General features: G+C 69.4%; 20 protein-coding genes. 6 read left to right on the plus strand and 14 right to left on the minus strand.

The genetic code is table 11. The annotated features are described in order from the left end of the window. Positions 1 to 22: 22 nt before the first annotated feature. From ABD678_RS11670 to truB, 5 genes are all read right to left on the minus strand, one after another. Positions 23 to 1,261, minus strand: a complete 1,239-nt coding sequence (locus tag ABD678_RS11670; RefSeq protein WP_344756817.1) for an MFS transporter — start codon at positions 1,259 to 1,261, stop codon at positions 23 to 25. A gap of 13 nt (positions 1,262 to 1,274) precedes the next feature. Beyond that, positions 1,275 to 2,231: a bifunctional riboflavin kinase/FAD synthetase gene (locus ABD678_RS11675; protein ID WP_344756819.1), complete on the minus strand. Its 957-nt coding sequence runs from the start codon at positions 2,229 to 2,231 to the stop codon at positions 1,275 to 1,277. Between the two features lies 1 nt (position 2,232). Further along, the gene (locus ABD678_RS11680) at positions 2,233 to 2,721 is read right to left on the minus strand and encodes a hypothetical protein (RefSeq protein ID WP_344756821.1); all 489 of its coding nucleotides are present in this window, start codon (positions 2,719 to 2,721) and stop codon (positions 2,233 to 2,235) included. 104 nt (positions 2,722 to 2,825) lie between these two features. After that, on the minus strand, positions 2,826 to 3,194 hold the full coding sequence (locus tag ABD678_RS11685; protein WP_344756823.1) for a hypothetical protein: 369 nt from the start codon (positions 3,192 to 3,194) through the stop codon (positions 2,826 to 2,828). Then, positions 3,191 to 4,093 carry a tRNA pseudouridine(55) synthase TruB gene (gene truB, locus ABD678_RS11690; protein WP_344756825.1) on the minus strand — a complete coding sequence of 301 codons (903 nt, stop codon included), beginning with the start codon at positions 4,091 to 4,093 and terminating at the stop codon, positions 3,191 to 3,193. The genes ABD678_RS11685 and truB overlap by 4 nt, the downstream gene beginning before the upstream one ends. A gap of 61 nt (positions 4,094 to 4,154) precedes the next feature. Here truB and ABD678_RS11695 point away from each other — a divergent pair, with 61 nt between their 5' ends. Then, entirely contained in the window at positions 4,155 to 5,147 is a 993-nt protein-coding gene (locus ABD678_RS11695) for a ketopantoate reductase family protein (protein WP_344756827.1), read from the plus strand. Between the two features lie 23 nt (positions 5,148 to 5,170). Here ABD678_RS11695 and ABD678_RS11700 read toward each other — a convergent pair whose 3' ends face one another. Continuing rightward, positions 5,171 to 5,806, minus strand: coding sequence for a nucleoside/nucleotide kinase family protein (locus tag ABD678_RS11700; RefSeq protein WP_344756829.1), 636 nt, complete (start codon positions 5,804 to 5,806; stop codon positions 5,171 to 5,173). 17 nt (positions 5,807 to 5,823) lie between these two features. On the opposite strand from ABD678_RS11700, the gene ABD678_RS11705 reads away from it, so the two are divergent. After that, positions 5,824 to 6,690, plus strand: coding sequence for an HhH-GPD family protein (locus tag ABD678_RS11705; protein WP_344756831.1), 867 nt, complete (start codon positions 5,824 to 5,826; stop codon positions 6,688 to 6,690). On the opposite strand, the gene rbfA is transcribed toward ABD678_RS11705, so the two are convergent. The 5 genes from rbfA to ABD678_RS11730 form a co-directional block, all read right to left on the minus strand. Next, a complete protein-coding gene (gene rbfA, locus ABD678_RS11710) occupies positions 6,687 to 7,136 on the minus strand; it encodes a 30S ribosome-binding factor RbfA (protein WP_344756833.1) in 450 nt (149 codons plus the stop codon). The genes ABD678_RS11705 and rbfA overlap by 4 nt on opposite strands. Continuing rightward, a complete protein-coding gene (infB, locus tag ABD678_RS11715; RefSeq protein WP_344756835.1) occupies positions 7,136 to 9,772 on the minus strand; it encodes a translation initiation factor IF-2 in 2,637 nt (878 codons plus the stop codon). Before infB ends, rbfA begins: the two co-directional genes overlap by 1 nt. A gap of 89 nt (positions 9,773 to 9,861) precedes the next feature. Then, positions 9,862 to 10,137, minus strand: a complete 276-nt coding sequence (locus ABD678_RS11720) for a YlxR family protein (RefSeq protein ID WP_344757185.1) — start codon at positions 10,135 to 10,137, stop codon at positions 9,862 to 9,864. Between the two features lie 8 nt (positions 10,138 to 10,145). Next, a complete protein-coding gene (gene nusA, locus ABD678_RS11725; RefSeq protein WP_344756837.1) occupies positions 10,146 to 11,138 on the minus strand; it encodes a transcription termination factor NusA in 993 nt (330 codons plus the stop codon). Between the two features lie 85 nt (positions 11,139 to 11,223). Next, positions 11,224 to 13,011: a proline--tRNA ligase gene (locus ABD678_RS11730; RefSeq protein WP_344756839.1), complete on the minus strand. Its 1,788-nt coding sequence runs from the start codon at positions 13,009 to 13,011 to the stop codon at positions 11,224 to 11,226. Between the two features lie 87 nt (positions 13,012 to 13,098). Between ABD678_RS11730 and ABD678_RS11735 the strand changes: the two genes are divergently transcribed. From ABD678_RS11735 to ABD678_RS11750, 4 genes are all read left to right on the plus strand, one after another. After that, the gene (locus ABD678_RS11735) at positions 13,099 to 13,638 is read left to right on the plus strand and encodes an Lrp/AsnC family transcriptional regulator (RefSeq protein WP_344756841.1); all 540 of its coding nucleotides are present in this window, start codon (positions 13,099 to 13,101) and stop codon (positions 13,636 to 13,638) included. 108 nt (positions 13,639 to 13,746) lie between these two features. Continuing rightward, the gene (gene pdhA / locus ABD678_RS11740) at positions 13,747 to 14,859 is read left to right on the plus strand and encodes a pyruvate dehydrogenase (acetyl-transferring) E1 component subunit alpha (RefSeq protein ID WP_344756843.1); all 1,113 of its coding nucleotides are present in this window, start codon (positions 13,747 to 13,749) and stop codon (positions 14,857 to 14,859) included. After that, positions 14,859 to 15,872: an alpha-ketoacid dehydrogenase subunit beta gene (locus ABD678_RS11745; protein ID WP_344756845.1), complete on the plus strand. Its 1,014-nt coding sequence runs from the start codon at positions 14,859 to 14,861 to the stop codon at positions 15,870 to 15,872. The genes pdhA and ABD678_RS11745 overlap by 1 nt, the downstream gene beginning before the upstream one ends. After that, positions 15,872 to 17,398, plus strand: coding sequence for a dihydrolipoamide acetyltransferase family protein (locus ABD678_RS11750; RefSeq protein WP_344756847.1), 1,527 nt, complete (start codon positions 15,872 to 15,874; stop codon positions 17,396 to 17,398). Before ABD678_RS11745 ends, ABD678_RS11750 begins: the two co-directional genes overlap by 1 nt. Here the strand turns inward: ABD678_RS11750 and ABD678_RS11755 are convergent, their stop codons facing one another. The 3 genes from ABD678_RS11755 to ABD678_RS11765 are packed head-to-tail and all read right to left on the minus strand — an operon-like array spanning position 17,399 to position 19,664. Next, complete coding sequence (locus ABD678_RS11755; protein ID WP_344756849.1) at positions 17,399 to 18,286, minus strand: 5-oxoprolinase subunit C family protein; 888 nt, start codon at positions 18,284 to 18,286, stop codon at positions 17,399 to 17,401. It lies immediately after the preceding gene. Beyond that, a complete protein-coding gene (locus tag ABD678_RS11760) occupies positions 18,283 to 18,912 on the minus strand; it encodes a 5-oxoprolinase subunit B family protein (RefSeq protein ID WP_344756851.1) in 630 nt (209 codons plus the stop codon). Before ABD678_RS11760 ends, ABD678_RS11755 begins: the two co-directional genes overlap by 4 nt. Next, the gene (locus ABD678_RS11765; protein WP_344757187.1) at positions 18,909 to 19,664 is read right to left on the minus strand and encodes a LamB/YcsF family protein; all 756 of its coding nucleotides are present in this window, start codon (positions 19,662 to 19,664) and stop codon (positions 18,909 to 18,911) included. Before ABD678_RS11765 ends, ABD678_RS11760 begins: the two co-directional genes overlap by 4 nt. Positions 19,665 to 19,674 lie beyond the last annotated feature (10 nt).

Genomic DNA, 19,674 nt, shown 5'->3' on the forward strand with positions numbered 1-19,674 from the left:
AGTCCGCCTTCACCGAGGCGACTCAGGCAACCTCCCTGGAGGCCGTCTCGTCCTCGACGAAACGGGGATGCCGCAGCACGAAGCCGAAGTATACGAAGAGGGCCGACGTCGCCGCGAGCAGGATGAGCGAGAGCGCCCAGCCCCCCGTGGCGTCATGCAGCAGGCCGACGAGGAGCGGCCCGAGCGCGGCAAGCGTGTAGCCGACGGCCTGGGAGAACCCGCTCAGCGCGATCGAGCCCTCGTGCGTGCGCGTCCTCAGGTTGATGAGCGCGAGGCAGGCCGGGAAGATCCCCTGCCCGACACCGCAGAGGGCGATCCACAGCCACGGGGACACCCCCGGTGCCACCAGGAGCCCCAGATAGCCGAGCACGAAGCCGACTCCGCCGATATGCAGAATCCATCCGACGTTCGACAACCGGGCGCTCAGGATGGGTGCCACGATCGAGGCGACCATCCCGATGGCCCCCCAGAACGCGAGCAGCAGACCCGCCTCGAACTCGCCGACTCCGGCCTGGTCGACCAACAGCTTCGGCAGCCAGGCGAACATCGAGTACGCCTGGAAGGATGTGAGCGAGAACACGATCGCGATGGCCCAGGCGACCTTCGAGTGCCAGACCCGACCGATCATCCCCGGCGCAGGCTCCTCGAGCTCCGGCGCCGGATCGAGTGCCGCGGCACGTGAGCGCTTCCTGCTCCGAATCAGTACCGAGATCCACGGCGGAAGACTCACCAGTGCGAGGATCGCCCACACCCCGAGCGACGCCCGCCAGCCTGCGAGGTCGGCGATCGGGAACGCGAATGCGGGCGGAAGCACCGTCCCGAGCGAGACGCAGGTCGCGTAGAGGGAGGTCATGAGCCCGACACGATCCGGGAAGTACCGCTTGACGATCGGGGGCAGCAGAATGTTGCCGACCCCTGCCGCGGCGAGCGCCACGAGCGTGCCCGCGAACAGCAGCGAGTACTCGGCGGCCAGGGCCCGGCCGACGAAGCCCGCCGTCATGGCGACGATCGCGAGGATGAGGAATCGCTCGAGTCCGAGCCGATGCGAGATACGCGGCGCGACGAGCCCGGCGAGAGCGAACATGACCGGCGGCAGCATTCCGAGGATGCCGAGTCCGACCTCGTCGAGCGGGATATCGGCGGCCACCGCTCCCACGACCGGCGAGAGCGAGGTCGCGGCCGTGCGCAGATTCGCGGCGACGAGCACGATGCCGAGGAGCGCGAGGGTGCGCCCCGCCCAGAGCGGGGCAGGCCGCGTCACGGTGCCTGCCCGGTCACGAAGCGGGGTCTGTCACGAGGATGCGCCGGGTGTCCTCGACGTCCGCGGTGATCCGTGCGATGAGCGCGTCGGCGCCGTCGAACTTCTCCATGCCGCGGATTCGGTCGACGAAGTCCAGCTCCATCGTGCGGCCGTAGAGGTCGATGTCGAGCGGACCGGAATCCGCCGCGAGCAGGTGCGCCTCGACCTGGCGGGCCGGCACCCCTTCGAAGGTCGGGTTGTTGCCGATCGAGACGGCGGCAGGGTACCGGTCGCCGGAGACCGTCGCCCAGGCTGCGTAGATGCCGTCGGCGGGAACCAGGCCCTCGGACTCCGCTGCGAGGTTCGCGGTGGGGAACCCGAGCATCCTGCCGCGCTGCGCCCCGCGTACCACGGCGCCACGCACAGCCGGCCGCCGGCCGAGCAACGCCGCCGCCTCCCGCACCCGGCCCTCTGCGAGCAGTTCGCGCACCCAGGTCGAGGAGATGCGCCTGCCCTCGTGCTCGACGATCGGGAGGTGCCGCACCTCGAAACCGTCCTGCCGGCCGACCTCGTCGAGCAGGGCGACGGTACCCTTTCCGCCGTGGCCGAAACGGAAATCGGGGCCGGCGAAGACGATCCTCGCCCTGAGCGCCCGCACGAGGACACGCTCGATGAACTCTTCCGGGGCCTGCTGGCTGAAGGCGCGATCGAAGGTGAGCATGACGGTCGCGGCGACACCGGAGCGCTCGAGCAGTTCGAGCTTCTGGTCGTTGCTGATGAGTGCGGGCGGGCACGCCTCCGGCGCCAGGAGGCTCAGCGGATTGCGGTCGAAGGTCAGCACCGTCGGCGTGAGCGACGCCTCCCGCGCATCGGCGAGAAGCAGGTCGATCATCCGGTGGTGGCCGATGTGGACTCCGTCGAACTTGCCGATCGTGACGGCGGAGGGGCCGAAGTCGGTGGGGATCTCCGCGAGCGAGGTATAGATCTTCATCTCAGGCCGCCGTCTCGGTGGTCGACCCGGCCGCAGGCTCCGTGGCCGGCGAGGGGTCGACGCGACCGCCTGTCGAGAGCCAGATCATGCCCAGCACGGGGAGCACGAGCGGAACGAACAGGTAACCGCGCCCGAACACCGACCAGACCGTGTCGCTCGGGAACAGCTCGGCGTCGAAGATGCTCAGGAATCCGACGACGAGCACGCCGAGCAGTTCGAAGGTGATCGTGGCCCAGGCGATCCGGTACCACATCCGTCCGCGCTTGACGAGCGCGACCGTCGCGACGATGTAGACGACGGCGGACAATGCCGAGAGGAGGTAGGCCACGGGCGCGTGGTCGAATTTGGTGGCGATCTGCACGAACGACCGCCCCGTCGCGGCGAGCGCGAGGATGCCGTACACGACGATGAGCAGTCGGCCGACACCGCGTACCCGGCCGGTGCCGCGCGCGAGCCCGCCGTTTCCGTGCGAGGGTGCAGAGGATTCCATCGGTTCAAGGTTAGGCGATCGGCGGATGCCCCAGAGACAGACTCCGAACCAGACCCAGAACCGGCCCCAGAACCAGACTCGGGCACCGGACTCAGGCGCCGGGCTCAGCCGAGCTGCACGGTCCAGATCTGAAGCATCCGGTACACCATCACGGCCACGGCGAGCGCTGCAGCGCCGAGGATGACGGTGCTCCACCTCGTCCGCTCGACGAGCGCCCAGAAGCCCGCCAGCGGAACGAGGATGATCGCCGAGACGAGATAGGTGTAGAACTCGAGCGGGTTGCCGGTCGGGGCGTTGCCGAACGCCGGAGCGAGCAACGCCAGGACGAGTTGAACCACGAGCAGGAGTTCGACGAGCAACAGGGCGCCGAGGCTGTAATCGTCGGGCTTCCGTCCGGCCAGTCCCGCAATGATGGCGAACAGGCCTGTCAGGACGGCGACGCCGATCTGCAGCCAGGTGAACCAGTCGATCATGTCGGTTCCTCCTTCGGGAAGTTGACGAGGACCCTGGCAACACCGCCGGCGACGGCGACGAGGCCGATGAGGCGGCCATCGGGGCCGATCGCCGCGACCGGGTCGCCATCCGGATGCACGACGACCGGTCGCTTGCCGTGGCCGAGGTCGACGGCTTCCTGGGCGCTCAACTCGAGTACGGGAAACAGCTCACGGGCGACAGCGGCCGGGTCGAGAAGATCCCCCTTCGCATCGACCGAGTCGAGAGTGGGCACCCCCTCGACCCGGAACGGGCCGACCCGCGTGCGGCGGAGCGCCGTGAGATGGCCGCCGACGCCGAGGGCGCGACCCAGGTCGCGGGCGAGCGCCCTCACATAGGTACCGGTCGAGCACTCCACCCGCACATCGAGGTCGAGGAACTCGCCGTGGCGGACGGCCAGCACCTCGAAGGCCGAGACGGTCACGGCCCTCGAGCCGAGCTCCACCGTCTCGCCGGCTCGCGCCCTGGCGTAGGCGCGGCGCCCGTTCACCTTGATCGCGCTCACCGTCGACGGAACCTGCCGGATGTCGCCGGTGAGCCCCCCGATTGCGGCGAGAAGCTGCGGCTCGGTCACCGCGGCGAGGCGATCGGGGTCGGCGATGCGGTCGACGGGGCTGTCAGCGTCATCCGAGGGGGTCGAGGCGCCCAGTCGGATCGTCGCAAGGTATTCCTTGTCGAGGCCGACGAGGTAGGTCAGCAGGCGCGTGGCACCGTCGATGCCGAGGACGAGGAGTCCGGTCGCCATCGGGTCAAGGGTGCCGGCGTGACCAACCCTGCGTGTACCAGCGAGCTTCCTGACCCGGGATACGACGTCGTGACTCGTCATGCCGCCGGCTTTGTCGACGAGCAGGATGCCGCCTCTCCCCAGAGTCTCCGCCACCCCCCGAGATTATCAAGCACCTGGCCTGCCAATGGCAGGCGTGCCACGTAGGATTCGAAACATGAGGATAGCGGTCATCGGGGCGGGGGCCGTCGGCGGGACGATTGCCGCACTCCTCGACCGGGGCGGCCACGACGTGGAGGTGACTGCGCGCGGCGACAACCTCGAGGCCATCCGCGCGAACGGGCTCGCCTTGAGCGGCGCCTGGGGCGACCACGTCGCCCGGGTGGAGGCGAATGAGCGGCTGACGCGTGCACCGCAGCTCGCGGTCGTCGCGACCAAGGCCCTGGATGCCGCGAGTGCCCTCAGGGATAACGCGGAGTGGCTGCGCGGAATCCCGGTCGTCGTCGTGCAGAACGGCCTGCACGCGGTCACGACGGCGCGGAGGGTCCTTCGGCACTCCGACATCGTCGGGGGTCTCGCCCTGTTCGCGGCCTCCTACCTCTCCCCCGCAGTCGTCGCGGTCACGACGGACGGGAGCACGTGCCTCGGCAACGAGCGCAATGGGCTCGAGGTTCGGTATGCGGCGGATGTCCTCGGCGCCGTGATGCCCGTCACGACGACCCTGAACTTCGCCGGCGCACAATGGTCGAAGCTCATCGTCAACCAGATCAACGCCCTGCCGGCCATCACCGGCCTGAGCGCCCAGGACACGATCGCGGACCGGTCGCTTCGGCGGGTGCTGACCCGCAGCATGCGGGAGGCCGTGCGGGTCGGTATCGCCTCCGACATCCGCTTCGCGAAGCTGCAGGGGCTCTCGAACGGTGCCCTCCGGCTCTTCGGTGCGCTGCCGCTCTGGATCGGCCAGGTGCTTCCGCTCGTCATGAAGTGGCGGATGGGCTCGACGCCCAATCCGGGATCGACACTGCAGAGCATCCGGCGCGGGCAGAAGACCGAGATCGACTACCTGAACGGCGCCATCGCGGATGCCGCCCTCGCCGCGGGCACGTCGGCCCCGGTGAACGCCGCACTCGTCGCGCTCGTGCACGAGGTCGAGGGCACCGGTGTCTTCCTCACCCCCGAGCAGGTCGTAGCGCGGATTCCCGCGGGCTGACAGCGCGGTTCACCACGCCCCGCTCAGCAAGAATCCACGAACACGCGGCGCGGGTGGTCCAGATCCTGATTGTCGATGATCGTCGTGGCCTTCTCGCTCGGATTCGCGTCCTTGAGGTAGGCCTCATCGGCAGCAGAGTCGCGCATGACCTCCTCGTCCCCGGACTCGATGAGCGGGGTCGAGAGCCAGATCGAGTAATTCCACAGGCCGGCGAGCTCGGGTCGGTTCAGGAACACGCCGTCGACGACGAGGATCGCGTCGGGGCCTGCCGACATCCACTTCGGCTGGAAGACCGGCTGGTCGCGCACCTCGTCGAAGCCGGTGAGCACGAAGCCGGTGCTTCCGGCCGTGTGGAACGGGTCGACGAGCACGCGGCGCAGGAGGGAGTAGTCGTAGGCGTCGCGGTACTGTGCCCCGCCGTCGAGCCACCCCTCGCGCTCACGATCGCGGCGCGGGCGGAAGAAGTCGTCGATCGATGCGCGGAACACATGGGCATCGTTCTGGCGGAGAGCCTCGGCGAGATCGTCGGCGAACTGGCGCTGACCGGCGCCGTGGCGGCCATCGATCGCCACCATCGCGCGCCCCCTGCTGTAGTTGTGCATGATCTCGGTCGCCAGCGATTCGAGCTGGTCCTTCTTCGCGGGTGCCCATCGAGCCATATCTCTAGAGTAGTCCGGTGACTATTGCCGCGCCGGTGAACGAGTGGTTCGCTCAGAACCGCCGCGACCTTCCGTGGCGGCGCGATGGTTTCGGAGCCTGGGGAATCCTGGTGAGCGAATTCATGCTGCAGCAGACGCCCGTCGCGCGCGTGATCGGCCCGCTCGCTGCGTGGCTCGACCGCTGGCCGACGCCGGCCGATCTCGCTGCGGTCCCCGCCGGAGAGGCGGTTCGCGCCTGGGGGCGACTCGGCTACCCGCGCCGCGCGCTCAGGTTGCACGCCTGCGCCGTTGCCATCACCGACCTGCATGGCGGGGTCGTCCCGGAGAACGTCGACGAGTTGCTCGCGCTCCCGGGTGTCGGCGAGTACACCGCCCGGGCCGTCGCGGTGTTCGCATACGGCCACCGGCATCCGGTCGTCGACACGAACGTGCGGCGGGTCATTGCACGTGCGATCGAAGGGCAGGCGGATGCCGGACCTCCGTCCACGAAGCGCGACCTCGCAGCGATGGAGGCGGTGCTTCCCGCGGACGACGCAGCCGCACGGGTGACGAACGCTGCGGTCATGGAACTCGGCGCCCTGATCTGCACAGCGCGCTCACCGCGCTGCGACGCGTGCCCGCTTGCCGATCGCTGCGCCTGGCGGGCCGCCGGCTACCCGGAACGCCTCGGTCCGACGCGCCCTGGGCAGGCGAAGTATGAGGGCTCGGACCGGCAGGTGCGCGGACTCATTCTCGCTGAGCTTCGCGCGAGCGACATTCCCGTGCCCAGGGCCGAACTCGACGCCCTGTGGCCGGATGCCGCCCAGCGCGAACGCGCCCTGACCGGACTGCTCGCGGACGGCCTCGCCGTCGCATCCGAGAGCGGTTTCACGCTGCCGAACTAGCTCTCTTCACCCTCGTCGTCCACGAACTCGCGCGGCTTGACGTAGGGGTCGGCGTCCCCCGCATACTGCGCGCCGGAGGCCATCGCACTCACCTCGGAGTCGCGGTTGCGCGCCTCGGCGAGCAGGTCCTCGATGTGTTTCGCGTTCTCCGGGATCGCGTCGGCGATGAACTCGAGGCTCGGCGTGAGCCGTGCGGTGATGTTTTTGCCCACCTCGGTGCGCAGCATCCCGGTCGCCGACTTGAGTGCGGCGGCGGAATCCGCGCGCTCCTCATCGGTGCCGTACACGGTGTAGAAGATGCTCGCGTGCTGGAGGTCGCCGGTCATCTGCACGTCCGTGATCGTGACGAAGCCGAGCCGGGGATCCTTGAGCCCCTTCTCGAGCCGCTTCGCCACGATCACCTTGATGCGGTCGGCGAGCTTGCGCGCGCGCGCCGGGTCAGCCACTAGCGCACTTTCTCCTTGAGCTCGATCGTCTCGATCTCGTCGCCGATCTGGATGTCGTTGAACCTGCCAAGACCGATACCGGCCTCGAAGTCGGTCTTGACCTCGGTGACGTCGTCCTTGAACCGGCGAAGGCTCTCGATCGCGAGCCCGTCGCCGACCACGACGCCGTCGCGGATGACCCGCGCCTTGGCGTTCCTGGTGATCGTTCCGCTGCGGACGATGACACCGGCGATGTTGCCGAACTTGGAGGAGCGGAACACCTCCCGGATCTCGGCGACACCGGACTGGATCTCCTCATATTCCGGCTTGAGCATGCCCTTGAGAGCATTCTCGACATCCTCGAGCGCGGAGTAGATCACGGAGTAGAAGCGCACATCGACGCCCTCGCGCGCCGCACGTTCGCGGGCCTTCGGGTCGGGACGCACGTTGAACCCGATGATGATGGCGTTGTCGACGGTCGCGAGGTTGACGTCGCTCTCCGTGACGCCGCCGACACCGCGATGGATGATGCGCAGCTGAACCGACTCGTCGACCTCGATCTTGAGCAGCGACTCCTCGAGCGCCTCGACGGCACCGGAGACGTCACCCTTGATGATGAGGTTGAGCGACTCGACCTTGCCGTCCTCGAGGGCCTTCGTGAAGTCCTCGAGGCTGATGCGCTTGCGGCTGCGGGCCAGGAGTGCGTTGCGTTCGACGGCCTCCCGCTTCTCGGCGATCTGCCGGGCGGTGCGGTCGTCGTCGGTGACCAGGAAGGTGTCGCCGGCGCGGGGCACCGAGGTGAGCCCAAGCACAGCGACCGGTCGGGCCGGCGTCGCCGACTCCACGGGTTCGCCGTTCTCGTCGAACATCGCCCGGACACGCCCGTAGGCGGTCCCCGCGACGATCGGGTCCCCGACCTCGAGCGTTCCCGACTGGATGAGCACGGTCGCCACGGCGCCGCGCCCCTTGTCGAGCTTGGCTTCGATGGCGACACCGCGCGCGTCCTTGTCGGGGTTCGCACGCAGGTCGAGCCCGGCATCCGCGGTCAGGAGCACAGCGTCCAGGAGTTCCGGGATGCCGATGTCGTTGAGGGCGGAGACGTCGACGAACATCGTGTCCCCGCCGTACTCCTCGGCGACGAGCCCGAACTCGGTGAGCTGCTGGCGCACCTTGGCCGGGTTGGCATCCGGCTTGTCGATCTTGTTGACCGCGACCACGATCGGAACGCCGGCCGCCTGGGCGTGGTTGAGCGCCTCGACCGTCTGCGGCATGATGCCGTCGTCGGCGGCGACCACGAGGATCGCGATGTCCGTCACCTGGGCACCGCGGGCACGCATGGCGGTGAACGCCTCGTGCCCAGGGGTGTCGATGAAGGTGATGGCACGCTCGACTCCGTCGTGCTCCTCGACCACCTGGTAGGCGCCGATGTGCTGGGTGATGCCACCGGCCTCGCCTTCGCGCACGTTCGCCTTGCGGATCGCGTCGAGAAGGCGGGTCTTACCGTGGTCGACGTGGCCCATGACGGTCACGACGGGCGGGCGGGCGACCAGGTCGTCCTCGTCCTCGTCTTCGAGCTCCTGGTCGAGGTCGATGTCGAAGCCCTCGAGCAGTTCGCGGTCCTCATCCTCGGGAGACACGATCTGGATCTTGTAGCCGAGCTCCTCGCCGAGCACCTCGAAGGTGGCCTCGTCGAGCGACTCCGTGGCCGTCGCCATCTCGCCGAGGTGGAACAGCACGGTCACCAGGTTGCCCGGGCTCGCATCGATCTTGTCGGCGAAGTCGGTGATGGATGCCCCGCGTCGCATCCGGATGACGGTGTCGCCGTCGCCACGGGGAACGCTCACGCCGCCGAGCGATGGGGCTTCCCGCAACTCGAACTCTGCCCGCTTCGTACGCTTCGACTTGCGGGCCTTCGCGCGACCGCCACCGCGGCCGAACGCTCCGGCAGTGCCCCCACCGGGGCCGCGACCGCGGCCACCACCACCGGCCGGGCGGTTGGGCCCGAACCCGGTGCTGGGAGTTCCCGGGGCGCCGGGGCGGAAGCCGCCTCCGGTGCGGGGTCCGCCGGTCCTGGCGCCGCCGGCTCCGCCCGGGCGGGCTCCCGGTGCGCCGGGTCGCTGCCCGACGCCGACGCCTGGGCGCGGTGCACCCGGACGAGGAGCTGCGGGGCGCGGGATGCCGGCGGGCGACGGTGGACGGGTCTGCATGCCCTGCGAACTCGCGTACGGGTTGTTGCCGGGACGCGGTGTACCGGGGCGCTGCATGCCCTGCGAACTCGCGTACGGGTTGTTGCCGGGACGCGGGGTGCCGGGGCGCGGGATACCGGTGTCGCCGGGTCCTGGCGCCGCAGGGGCCTCAGCCGCTGCCGGCGGCTCGGGGGCAGCAGGGGCGGGGGCGGCTTCCGGTGCGGGAGCCGCGGGCGCGGGCGCTTGCGCAGCCGGCGCTTTCGGTGCCGCAGGGGCGGCCTTCGCCGGCGCCGCCTTGGGGGCGGTGATGCCGTCCGCCGCGAGCGCCGCCTTCAGCTTGCGCGCGACCGGCGGTTCGATGCTCGAGGACGGGCCCTTGACGAACTCGCCCATCTCCTTGAGCTTCTCAAGGGCTTTCTTGCTGTCGATGCCGAGTTCTGCTGCGATCTCGTGCACGCGTGGTTTAGCCACAATTCTCCTGTCTGGGGCCTGCCCCCGGACGGGAGCAGACCTAGTTGCGGACGGGTCTCATTTCGAGCCGCTCATTAGTTGTCCATAGGTCAATCAGCCTGTTCTTCAGGGGCTCCGGGTGGAGCCTCGATCATGGTGAGAACCTGCCGGGTGGCGAGCCCCGACTCCACCCTCAGCGCCCGGCCGAAGGCCTTGCGTCGCAGTGCGGAGTCAATGCATTCGCGGGTGGGATGCACCCACGCGCCCCGACCGGGAAGCGTGGCGGTGTGATCCACCACCACTTCGCCTTCGCGGGCCACCACCCGCATCACGGCGGAGCGATCGACCCGTTTCCGGCAGCCAAGGCAGGTTCTAACGGGTTCCAGTGTAACCCCTAGTCCTCGAGGATGCTGTCCGGCTGGATGTCGATGCGCGCGCCGGTGAGCTTCGCCGCGAGGCGGGCGTTCTGCCCTTCCTTGCCGATCGCGAGCGAGAGTTGGTAGTCCGGCACGAGCGCGCGGACGGCTTTGAGCGATTCGTCGATGACGAAGGCGCTCGTGACCTTCGCCGGCGAGAGCGCGTTCGCGACGAAGGTGGCGAGATCCGGGCTGTAATCGACGATGTCGATCTTCTCGTTGTTGAGCTCGGCGGTCACCGCTCGCACGCGCTGACCCATCTCACCGATGCAGGCGCCCTTGGCATTGATACCCGGCTCGTTCGCCTTCACCGCGATCTTCGTGCGATGGCCGGCCTCGCGGGCCAGGGAGACGATTTCGACCGCACCGCTGGCGATCTCCGGCACCTCGAGGGCGAAGAGCTTGCGAACGAGCGACGGATGCGTGCGCGACACCGTGATCGACGGTCCCTTGAGACCCTTGCTCACGCTCGTGACGTACACCCGGATGCGGGAGCCGTGCGCGTAGTCCTCCCCCGGCACCTGCTCCTCCGGTGGCAGGAGCGCCTCGATGACGCCCAGGTCGACGTGGATCATCCGCGGGTTCGGCCCCTGCTGGATGACGCCGGCGACAATGTCGCCCTCCCGGCCGCGGAACTCGCCGAGCACGTGGTCGTCGGCGATGTCGCGCAGTCGCTGGTTGATGACCTGCTTGGCGGCGAAGGCGCCGATCCGGCCGAAGTCGCTCGGGCTGTCCTCTGCCTCGCCGATGACCTCGCCATCCTCGTTGAGCTCGGGGACATAGATGGCGACGTGACCGGTCTTGCGGTCGAGTTCTACGCGCGCAGGCGGTGGCCCATCCTTCGGCTCCGGCTGACCGGTGTGCTTGAGGTACGCGGTCAGGATGGCCTGTTCGATGATCGTGACGAGTTCATCGAAGGGGATCTCGCGTTCGCGCTCCATCGTGCGCAGCACGCTCAGTTCGATGTCCACCGAGTGCCTCCACTATTCATTTCTTCTGTTGTCATCCGGCGATTCCGTTGGACCGGGAACGGGCCGGGTCAAGTCTCCTTCTAAACTACCCGAGTTCGGCCACGAGGAGGGCACCGATCGCCGTGACGGGAACCGAGGTCCGCTCGCCGGTGCGGCGATCCCACAGTTCGACGTTGCCGTCCGCGACCCCTTTGCCGACGATCACGATGACGGGCACACCGATGAGTTCGGCGTCGCCGAATTTCACGCCCGGCGACACCTTGAGGCGATCGTCGTAGAGCACGTCGATACCCTGTGTCTCGAGCTCGGCGACGAGGGCGTCGGCAGCCGTATAGACCTCGGGCTCTTTCGTCGCGGCGATGACGTGCACGTCGAAGGGGCTCACCTCGCGGGGCCAGACGAGACCCTTCTCGTCATTGTTGGCCTCGGCGATGACGGCGAGGATGCGCGTGACACCGATGCCATAGGACCCCATCGTGACGGTCACGAGCTTGCCGTTCTCATCGAGTACCTTGAGGCCGAGCGCTTCGGCGTACTTGCGTCCGAGCTGGAACACGTGGCCGATCTCCATCCCGCGCGCGAGCTCGACCGGTCCTGAGCCGTCTGGGGCCGGGTCGCCGGCTCGCACCTCGGCCGCCTCGATCACGCCGTCGGCCGTGAAGTCGCGCCCGGCGACGAGCCCGAACACGTGCTTCTCGTGCTCGTTCGCACCGGTGACCCACTGGGTTCCGTCGACGACGCGCGGGTCGACGAAGAACCGGATGCCGGTGGACGATGCAGGGCCGTCCTCCGGCGCGCCGAGCACGGGCCCGGATGCCGACCACGGCCCGATGTAGCCCTTGACCAGACCAGGATGCTTCGCGAAGTCGGCCTCGGTCGCCGCCTCGACCTCGGCCGGGGCGAAGGCGACCTCGACGCGTTTGAGGTCGACCTCGCGATCGCCGGGCAGGCCCACGACCACGAGCTCGCGCGTTCCGTCGAGGTGCCCGAGGGCGAGGACGACGTTCTTGAGGGTGTCGGCAGCAGTCCAGGGGCGATCCTCGCGCGGCACAGCGTTGTTGGCGAGATCGACGAGGGTCGCGATCGTCGGAGTGTTCGGCGAGTCGTGCACGACCGCGGGCGGCAGTCCTTCGATGGGGAGAGCATCCGGAACCGTCGTGCGATACGCCTCGACGTTGGCCGCATATCCTCCGGCCGAGCGCACGAAGGTGTCCTCGCCGATCAGCGTCGGGTGCAGGAACTCCTCGGAGCGGGAGCCGCCCATCGCCCCCGCGTCGGCCTTCACGATGACGTAGTCGAGGCCGAGCCGCTGGAAGATGCGCTCGTAGGCGTCGCGGTGCTTCTGGTAGGAGGCCTCGAGTCCGGCATCCGTGTAATCGAAGGAGTAGGAGTCCTTCATGCTGAACTCGCGGCCGCGCAGGAGTCCGGCGCGTGGCCTCGCCTCATCGCGGTACTTGTCCTGGATCTGGTAGGCGATGAGCGGCAGGTCCTTGTAGCTCGAGTACAGGTCCTTGACCATGAGGGTGAAGACCTCTTCGTGCGTCGGCGCGAGCAGGTAGTCGGCCTCCTTGCGGTCTTTGAGGCGGAAGATCCCGTCGCCGTACTCGGTCCAGCGCCCGGTCAGCTCGTAGGGCTCGCGCGGCAGGAGGGCGGGGAACAGGACCTCCTGCCCGCCGATGGCATCCATCTCCTCGCGGACGACCTGCTCGACCTTGCGGCGCACCTTGAGGCCGAGCGGCAGCCAGGAGAACACGCCCGGTGCCTGGCGCCGGATGTAGCCGGCCCTCACGAGCAGGCGGTGGCTGGCCACCTCGGCGTCGGAGGGGTCCTCGCGCAGGGTGCGGACAAAGAGCTGGGAGAGGCGTGTCGTCACAGCACCCGAGTCTACTGAAGCGCATCCCACCGACCGACCGGCGGCGGTACGCTGGGCACACGATCGAGCGAGCGAGGAGGGTTGCCGGTGCCCGACGGAGAGCTGCCCGAAGAGAAGCCGCCCGAGGAGAAGCCGCGCGGGAAGAAGCCGCGCGGGAAGAAGTACCGCATCGACGCGATCGATCGCCGCATCATCGCCGAGCTCGGCAGGGATGCCCGCCTCTCCATCCGCGCCCTCGCCGAACGGGTGCACATCTCCCGCACGGCCGCGCATACGCGCCTGGGCCGGCTGCTCGATCACCGGATCATCACCGGGTTCTCGGCGAACGTCGATCGGGAGGCGCTCGGCCTCGGGATCACCGCGATCGTCATCGTCAAGGTGGAGGCCGACTGGCCGACGGTCTCCGAGGCTCTCGCAGCCCTGCCGTTCGTGGAGAAGGCGCAGGCGCTGAGCGGCGACATCGACATCCTGCTCACGGTGAGCGCGCCGGACCACGATGCGCTCTCCGAGACGATCCTGCGTCGCATCCACAGCATGCCCGGCGTCGCCTCGACCCGCTCCTACATGATCCTCGAGGAGCGAGCCGGTACTGCGCCCGAACTGTCGACGGACGCCTGGCAGCTTTAGGCGTCGATCGCGGGACATATGTCCCGCGTGACGGGGCGCCGGATGCCAAGCGTGCCGATTCGCCGAAATGGGCTCCCGACCGGCATTTCCGGGGCGCACCATTGATGCATGAGCCTCAATGTGGAGACCCCCGTGCCCGCGGTTCTTCCGGATGCCGAACCGCTTCGCCTCATCGACGACACCGGCCACGCCGTGCCCGCCAGGCGCCGTCGCGGCGTCGAGCTTCCCGACCTCGAGACCCTGAAGCTGCTGTACCGCCGCATGGTCGTCGCACGGCGCTGGGACACCCAGGTCTCTGCGCTCACCCGTCAGGGCCGCCTCGCGACCTACCCCTCCGCGCTCGGCCAGGAGGCCTGCGAGATGGGGACCGTCGTCGCCATGCGGGAGTCCGACTGGCTGTTTCCGACCTACCGCGACTCGATCGCGGTCATGACCCGGGGCGTGGCGCCCGGTCAGGTACTCGCGGGTTTCCGCGGCGACTGGCACTCGGGGTACGACCCGAACGAGCACCGCACGTCGATCCAGTCGACCCCGCTCGCGACCCAGGCGCTGCACGCGGTCGGTCTCGCCACCGCGGCGAAGCTCAAGGGCGACTCGATCGCCACCGTGACCTTCCTCGGCGACGGCGCGAGCAGCGAGGGCGACACCCACGAGGCGTTCAACTTCGCCGGGGTCTGGCAGGCGCCGACGGTCTTCGTCGTCCAGAACAACCAGTTCGCGATCAGCGTGCCGCTCTCGAAGCAGACGCGCGCCCGCACGCTCGCCGACCGCGCCGTCGGCTACGGCATCCCGGGCTTCTACGTCGACGGGAACGATGTCGCCGCGGTGTACGCGGTCGTCTCCGCGGCGCTCGAGCGCGCCAGGAACGGGGAGGGGCCGACGATCGTCGAGTGCCTCACCTACCGGATCGAGGCGCACACCAACTCGGATGACCCGAGCCGGTACCGCGGCACGGAGGATGTCGCCGTCTGGAAGGGCCGCGACCCGATCGAGCGTCTCGAGCGCTACCTCGTCTCGGAGGATGCCCTGGGCGACGCCGACCGCGAGGCCATCGCCGCTGAGGCGGAGGAGCTCGCCGCGGCCACCCGGGACGCCATGAACACCGAGGCCGTCGTCGACCCGCTCGAACTCTTCGAGCACGTCTACAACGAGCCGCGTGCCGCACTCCTGGAGCAGCGGGCGTTCCTCGAGGCCGAGCTCGCCTCGCACGGGGAGGCGTGATGGCTGCCGCATCCGCCGCATCCGATACCGCTTCGGCGACCATGGCCGTCACGATGGCCGCCGCGCTGAACACTGCGCTGCGCGACGCGATCGCCGAGGACCCGAGCGTCGTCGTCTACGGCGAGGATGTCGGACCGCTCGGCGGCGTCTTCCGCGTCACCGACGGGCTGCAGAAGCAGTTCGGAGAGAGCCGGGTCTGGGACTCGCCGCTGGCCGAATCCGGCATCGTCGGCACCGCGATCGGCATGGCGATGTACGGGATGCGACCCGTCGTCGAGATGCAGTTCGACGCGTTCAGCTACCCCGCCTTCGAACAGATCGTCTCCCACGTCGCGAAGATGCACAACCGCACGCGCGGAAGGGTGTCGCTGCCCATCGTCATCCGCATCCCCACCTCGGGCGGCATCGGCGGCGTCGAGCACCACTCCGACTCCTCGGAGGCCTACTGGACGCACACGCCCGGCCTGACCGTCGTGACCCCCTCGAACCCGGCGGATGCCTATTCGATGCTGCGCGAGGCCATCCGCTCCGACGACCCGGTGATCTTCCTCGAACCCAAGAGCCGGTACTGGTCGAAGGCGGAGGAGACCCTGCCCGTCACGACGGCCCCGATGAACCGCGCGGTGGTGGTACGCGAGGGAACCGACGTCACGCTCGTGGCCTACGGGCCGACGGTCGCCACCGCCATGGAGACCGCAGAACTCGCCGCGGAGGAGGACCTCTCGATCGAGGTCGTCGACCTGCGCAGCCTCTCCCCCTTCGACGATGAGACGGTCGGCGCCTCGGTGCGGAAGACCCACCGCGCGGCCGTGCTGCACGAGGCCGCCCAGTTCGGCGGCTACGGTGCCGAGGTCGCGGCGCGGGTCACCGAGCGCGAGTTCTACCACCTTGCGGCGCCCATCCTGCGGATCACCGGTTTCGACATCCCCTTCCCGGCACCCAAGCTCGAGGAGTTCTACCTGCCGACGCCCGAACGCATCCTGCACGCGCTCAGCACCTGGGAGTGGGAGTGATGGCCGAGGCTGTGAAAAGCAGGCCGTTCATCCTCCCCGACCTCGGCGAAGGCCTCACCGAGGCGGAGATCGTCAACTGGCTCGTCGCCCCGGGCGACACGGTCGCGATCGACCAGCCGGTCGTCGAGGTCGAGTCGGCGAAGTCGATCGTCGAGCTGCCGAGCCCGTTCGCCGGCGTCGTCGAAACGCTGCATGCCGCCGTGGGCGCGACCGTGCACGCCGGGGAACCGCTGCTGACGATCGGCGGTGGGGCGGATGCCGGTGGGGCGGCGGCGGACGGCACGGATGCCGGCGCTGCAGGTGCGAAGGGTGCGGCTGCCGGTGGTGCCGGCCCCGATACCGTTCCCGGTACGGCGCTGCGCGGAGACCCCGCGGCGGCTGTCGCGAGCGCGTCCGCCGCGGAGGGCTCAGGGTCGGAGGGGTCTGGCGCCGTGCTCATCGGCTACGGGACGAGGGAGCGCACGCGCTCCACCCGCGCGGTGCCGGTCGGCCGGTTCGGCAAGAAGGCCGGCACCGTTGCGTCCTCGAATGTCGCCGCACCTCCAGCAGCTTCGGCCGCGGCTCCGCCGACGGGCATGGCGGCAACCGCGCCGAGCCCTTCTCCGCGTAAGCGCGTGGATGACGTGCCGCCGCCCTCAGGCCTCTCCCCCGTCGTCTCGCCCCTCGTGCGACGACTCGCTCGCGACCACGGTTTCGAGGCGCACAACCTCGCGGGGACAGGCCCGAATGGGCTCGTGCTGCGCGCGGATGTCGAGCAGCGCATCGCCGGCGCATCCGGAGTCTCAACCCCCCAGGGCGCTTCGACGACGCAGCCGGCCCCGATCGCCTCCGCCGATGGCGACCTCCGCATCCCGCTCACCGGCCTGCGCAAGGTCGTCGCCGATCGGATGAGCGCCTCGCGCCGCGAAGTACCGGAGGCTACGATCTGGCTCGACGTCGACGCGACGGCGCTTCTCGAGGCCAAGGAGCAGTTGCAGCGCTCGACCGGCGAGCGGTGGAGCATCAATGCGCTCATCGCCCGATTCGTGGTCGCGGGCCTCAAGCAGTGGCCGATCCTGAACTCGAGCATCGACACCGTGGCTGGTGAGATCGTGCAGCACTCGCGGATCAACCTGGGACTCGCAGCGCAGACCGGGCGAGGACTCATGGTCCCCGTCGTGCACGACGCAGGATCGATGACGACGGCGGGACTGCGCGACGCAATTTCAGCGCTCGTGGAGACCGCGGCATCCGGGGCGTTTCCGAACGATCAGTTGCGCGGCGGAACGTTCACGCTCAACAACTACGGCGGGTTCGGTGTCGACGGGTCTGCGCCCATCATCAACCAGCCCGAGGTCGCGATGCTCGGGGTCGGCCGCATCATGGACCGGCCGTGGGTCGTCGACGGGCAGCTCGCGGTGCGCAAGGTCGTGTTCCTGTCGATGGTGTTCGACCACCGGGTGTGCGACGGCGATGTGCCGTCGGAGTTCATCGGCTTCGTGGCGCGCTGCATCGAGAACCCGATCGCGTTGCTCGGGGAGCTGTAGTCAGCGACCGGTCGCCAGCCGGAACCGGACGGGCTGGCCGGGCCGCAGTTGCGCGAGGGCGTCGAGCGAGGCATCCGTGACGACGGCGATGACCGGATAGCCGCCGGTGACCGGATGGTCGACCGCGAGGATCGTGGGCGCGCCATCCGGCGACACCTGGATGGCGCCCGGCAGCATGCCCTCACTCGGCAGTTCGCGCGCATCCGTTCTTTCGAGCGACGGCCCCTCGAGCCGGATGCCGGAGCGGTCCGAGCGCGGCGACACGCGCCAGCCGCCCCCATCATCGATCGCGCTGTCGAAGAGGGAGCTCCAGGCAGCATCCGTGAACCAGTCGGTGCGCGGGCCCGGCCGCAGTTCGAGGGTCACCGGCCCGAGCGGCGGAGCGGTCACCGGTACGAGATCGACCGGTGGCACAGGGTCGGCGGGCTCGGGGCCGACCGCGATCACCTGGCCGTCGGTGAGCGGTGCGGGGCCGAGCGCCGCAAGGGTGTCGCGCGATCGCGAGCCGAGCACGGGCGGCACATCGATCCCGCCGCGCACGGCGAGGTAGTACCGGATGCCGTGCTCGGCCGGGCCGAACGTCAGGAGCGCTCCCGGCGGCAACAGGGTCGCCCGGTGCGGGTCGACTGCTTCACCGTCGATCGTCACGCTCCCCCACGCGCCGGTCACCGCGAACCAGGTGGCCGTGTCGGCTCGCAGAGATGTGCCACCGAGGAGGATCTCGAGCCCGGCGGCATCCGCGTGGTTGCCCACCAGCCGGTTGGCGAGGGCGAGCGCCGCGCGGTCCATCGCCCCGGCGGAACCCATTCCAAGGAATCCGAGGCCTGGCCGACCCCGGTCCTGCACCAGAGTGAGCGGTCCGGCCAGAATCACCGTGAGACGGGTCACGGCTCGACCACCTCGAAGCGCACGGTGGTGCCCGGCGCGATGAGTGCCGGATGCTCGCGGTCCGGGTCGAAGAGGGTGACCTCGGTCGTCGCGATGAGCTGCCAGCCGCCAGGTGACGAGCGCGGGTAGATGCCGGTGAATTCGCCGGCGAGGCCCACCGCGCCCGCCGGAACCGCCTCGCGCGATGTCGCGCGGCGCGGGACGTCGAGGCCGGCACGGCCTCCTGTCGACTCGGCGTCGACGAGGTACGCGAAGCCCGGGGCGAAGCCGATGAAGGCGCAGCGCCAGGCGGTTCCGCTGTGGCGGGAGACGAGTTCGTCGGTGCTGAGGCCGAGGATCTCTGCAGTCGAGGCGAGGTCCGGGCCGTCGTAGCGGACCGGGATGGTCACGATCGCGCCGGTCGCGGATGCCTTGGTGTCGAGGCGCGTCGACTCGAGCCAGTTTCGGGCGGCCGTGAGCGACATACGCCCGGGGTCGATGCGCACGAGAACGGTGCGCGCGGCCGGGACGAGTTCGATGACCCCCGGAGCACGCGCGGCCTCGAGCGCTCGGAACGCGCCCATCGCTTCATCGAGCGACTCGAACTCGGCGAGCAGAGCGCGGTCACCGAACGGTAGAACCTTCACGCGAATGCCCTCAACTCGACCTCCGCAGCCGTGAGGTGCTCGCGCACGGCCGCGGCCATGGCAAACGCCCCAGGCGTGTCGCCGTGGACGCACAGTGAGTCGAGTTCGACCCGGATCACCGTTCCGTCGATGGCCTCGACAGCGCCGTCAGCGACCATCCGAATCGCGCGGACAGCAACCGCAGCGGGGTCGGTCAGCACTGCGCCCGCGACGGCCCGCGGCACGAGCCTGCCGTCCGACAGGTACGCCCGGTCGACGAATGCTTCGCGGAAGAACTGCACGCCGTGACCGTCCGCTGCCGTGTGGATAGCGGTGCCGGCGAGGCCGAGCAGGGGCAGCCCGGCGTCGCGCGCGGCAAGCGCCACGGCATCCGCCTGCACCGGATCGACAGCGATGCGGTTGTAGAGGGCGCCGTGCGGCTTCAGGTAGCGGATGCGCACGTCGGCGCTGTCCCCCGCGCTGTCGGCGGCGTGCGTCAGCGCCTCCACCTGCTCGAGGATGTCGGCGATGAGGGTGGCGGCATCCACCTCCTGGTCACGGCGGCCGAACCCTTCGCGGTCGCGGTATGACGGATGCGCACCGAGGCTCACACCGTTGTCCGCAGCCGAACGAACACTCGCGAGCATGCTCTCTGCATTGCCAGCGTGGAATCCGCACGCGATGTTCGCGCTCGTGACGAGCCCGAACATTCGGACGTCGTCGCCTGCGTCAGCGGGGAGATCCCACTCCCCCAGGTCGCTGTTCAGGTCGATGGCGGTCACA

Origin of the sequence: Leifsonella bigeumensis (genome assembly GCF_039537265.1) — a bacterium.
GTDB lineage: Bacteria > Actinomycetota > Actinomycetes > Actinomycetales > Microbacteriaceae > Terrimesophilobacter > Terrimesophilobacter bigeumensis.

Coding starts and splice junctions, on each gene's coding strand:
- ABD678_RS11675 (WP_344756819.1), bottom strand. CDS start 2,231: ATGAAGATCTATACCTCGCTCGCGGAGATCCCCACCGACTTCGGCCCC.
- ABD678_RS11680 (WP_344756821.1), bottom strand. CDS start 2,721: ATGGAATCCTCTGCACCCTCGCACGGAAACGGCGGGCTCGCGCGCGGC.
- ABD678_RS11685 (WP_344756823.1), bottom strand. CDS start 3,194: ATGATCGACTGGTTCACCTGGCTGCAGATCGGCGTCGCCGTCCTGACA.
- ABD678_RS11695 (WP_344756827.1), top strand. CDS start 4,155: ATGAGGATAGCGGTCATCGGGGCGGGGGCCGTCGGCGGGACGATTGCC.
- ABD678_RS11700 (WP_344756829.1), bottom strand. CDS start 5,806: ATGGCTCGATGGGCACCCGCGAAGAAGGACCAGCTCGAATCGCTGGCG.
- pdhA (WP_344756843.1), top strand. CDS start 13,747: ATGAGCCTCAATGTGGAGACCCCCGTGCCCGCGGTTCTTCCGGATGCC.
- ABD678_RS11745 (WP_344756845.1), top strand. CDS start 14,859: ATGGCTGCCGCATCCGCCGCATCCGATACCGCTTCGGCGACCATGGCC.
- ABD678_RS11750 (WP_344756847.1), top strand. CDS start 15,872: ATGGCCGAGGCTGTGAAAAGCAGGCCGTTCATCCTCCCCGACCTCGGC.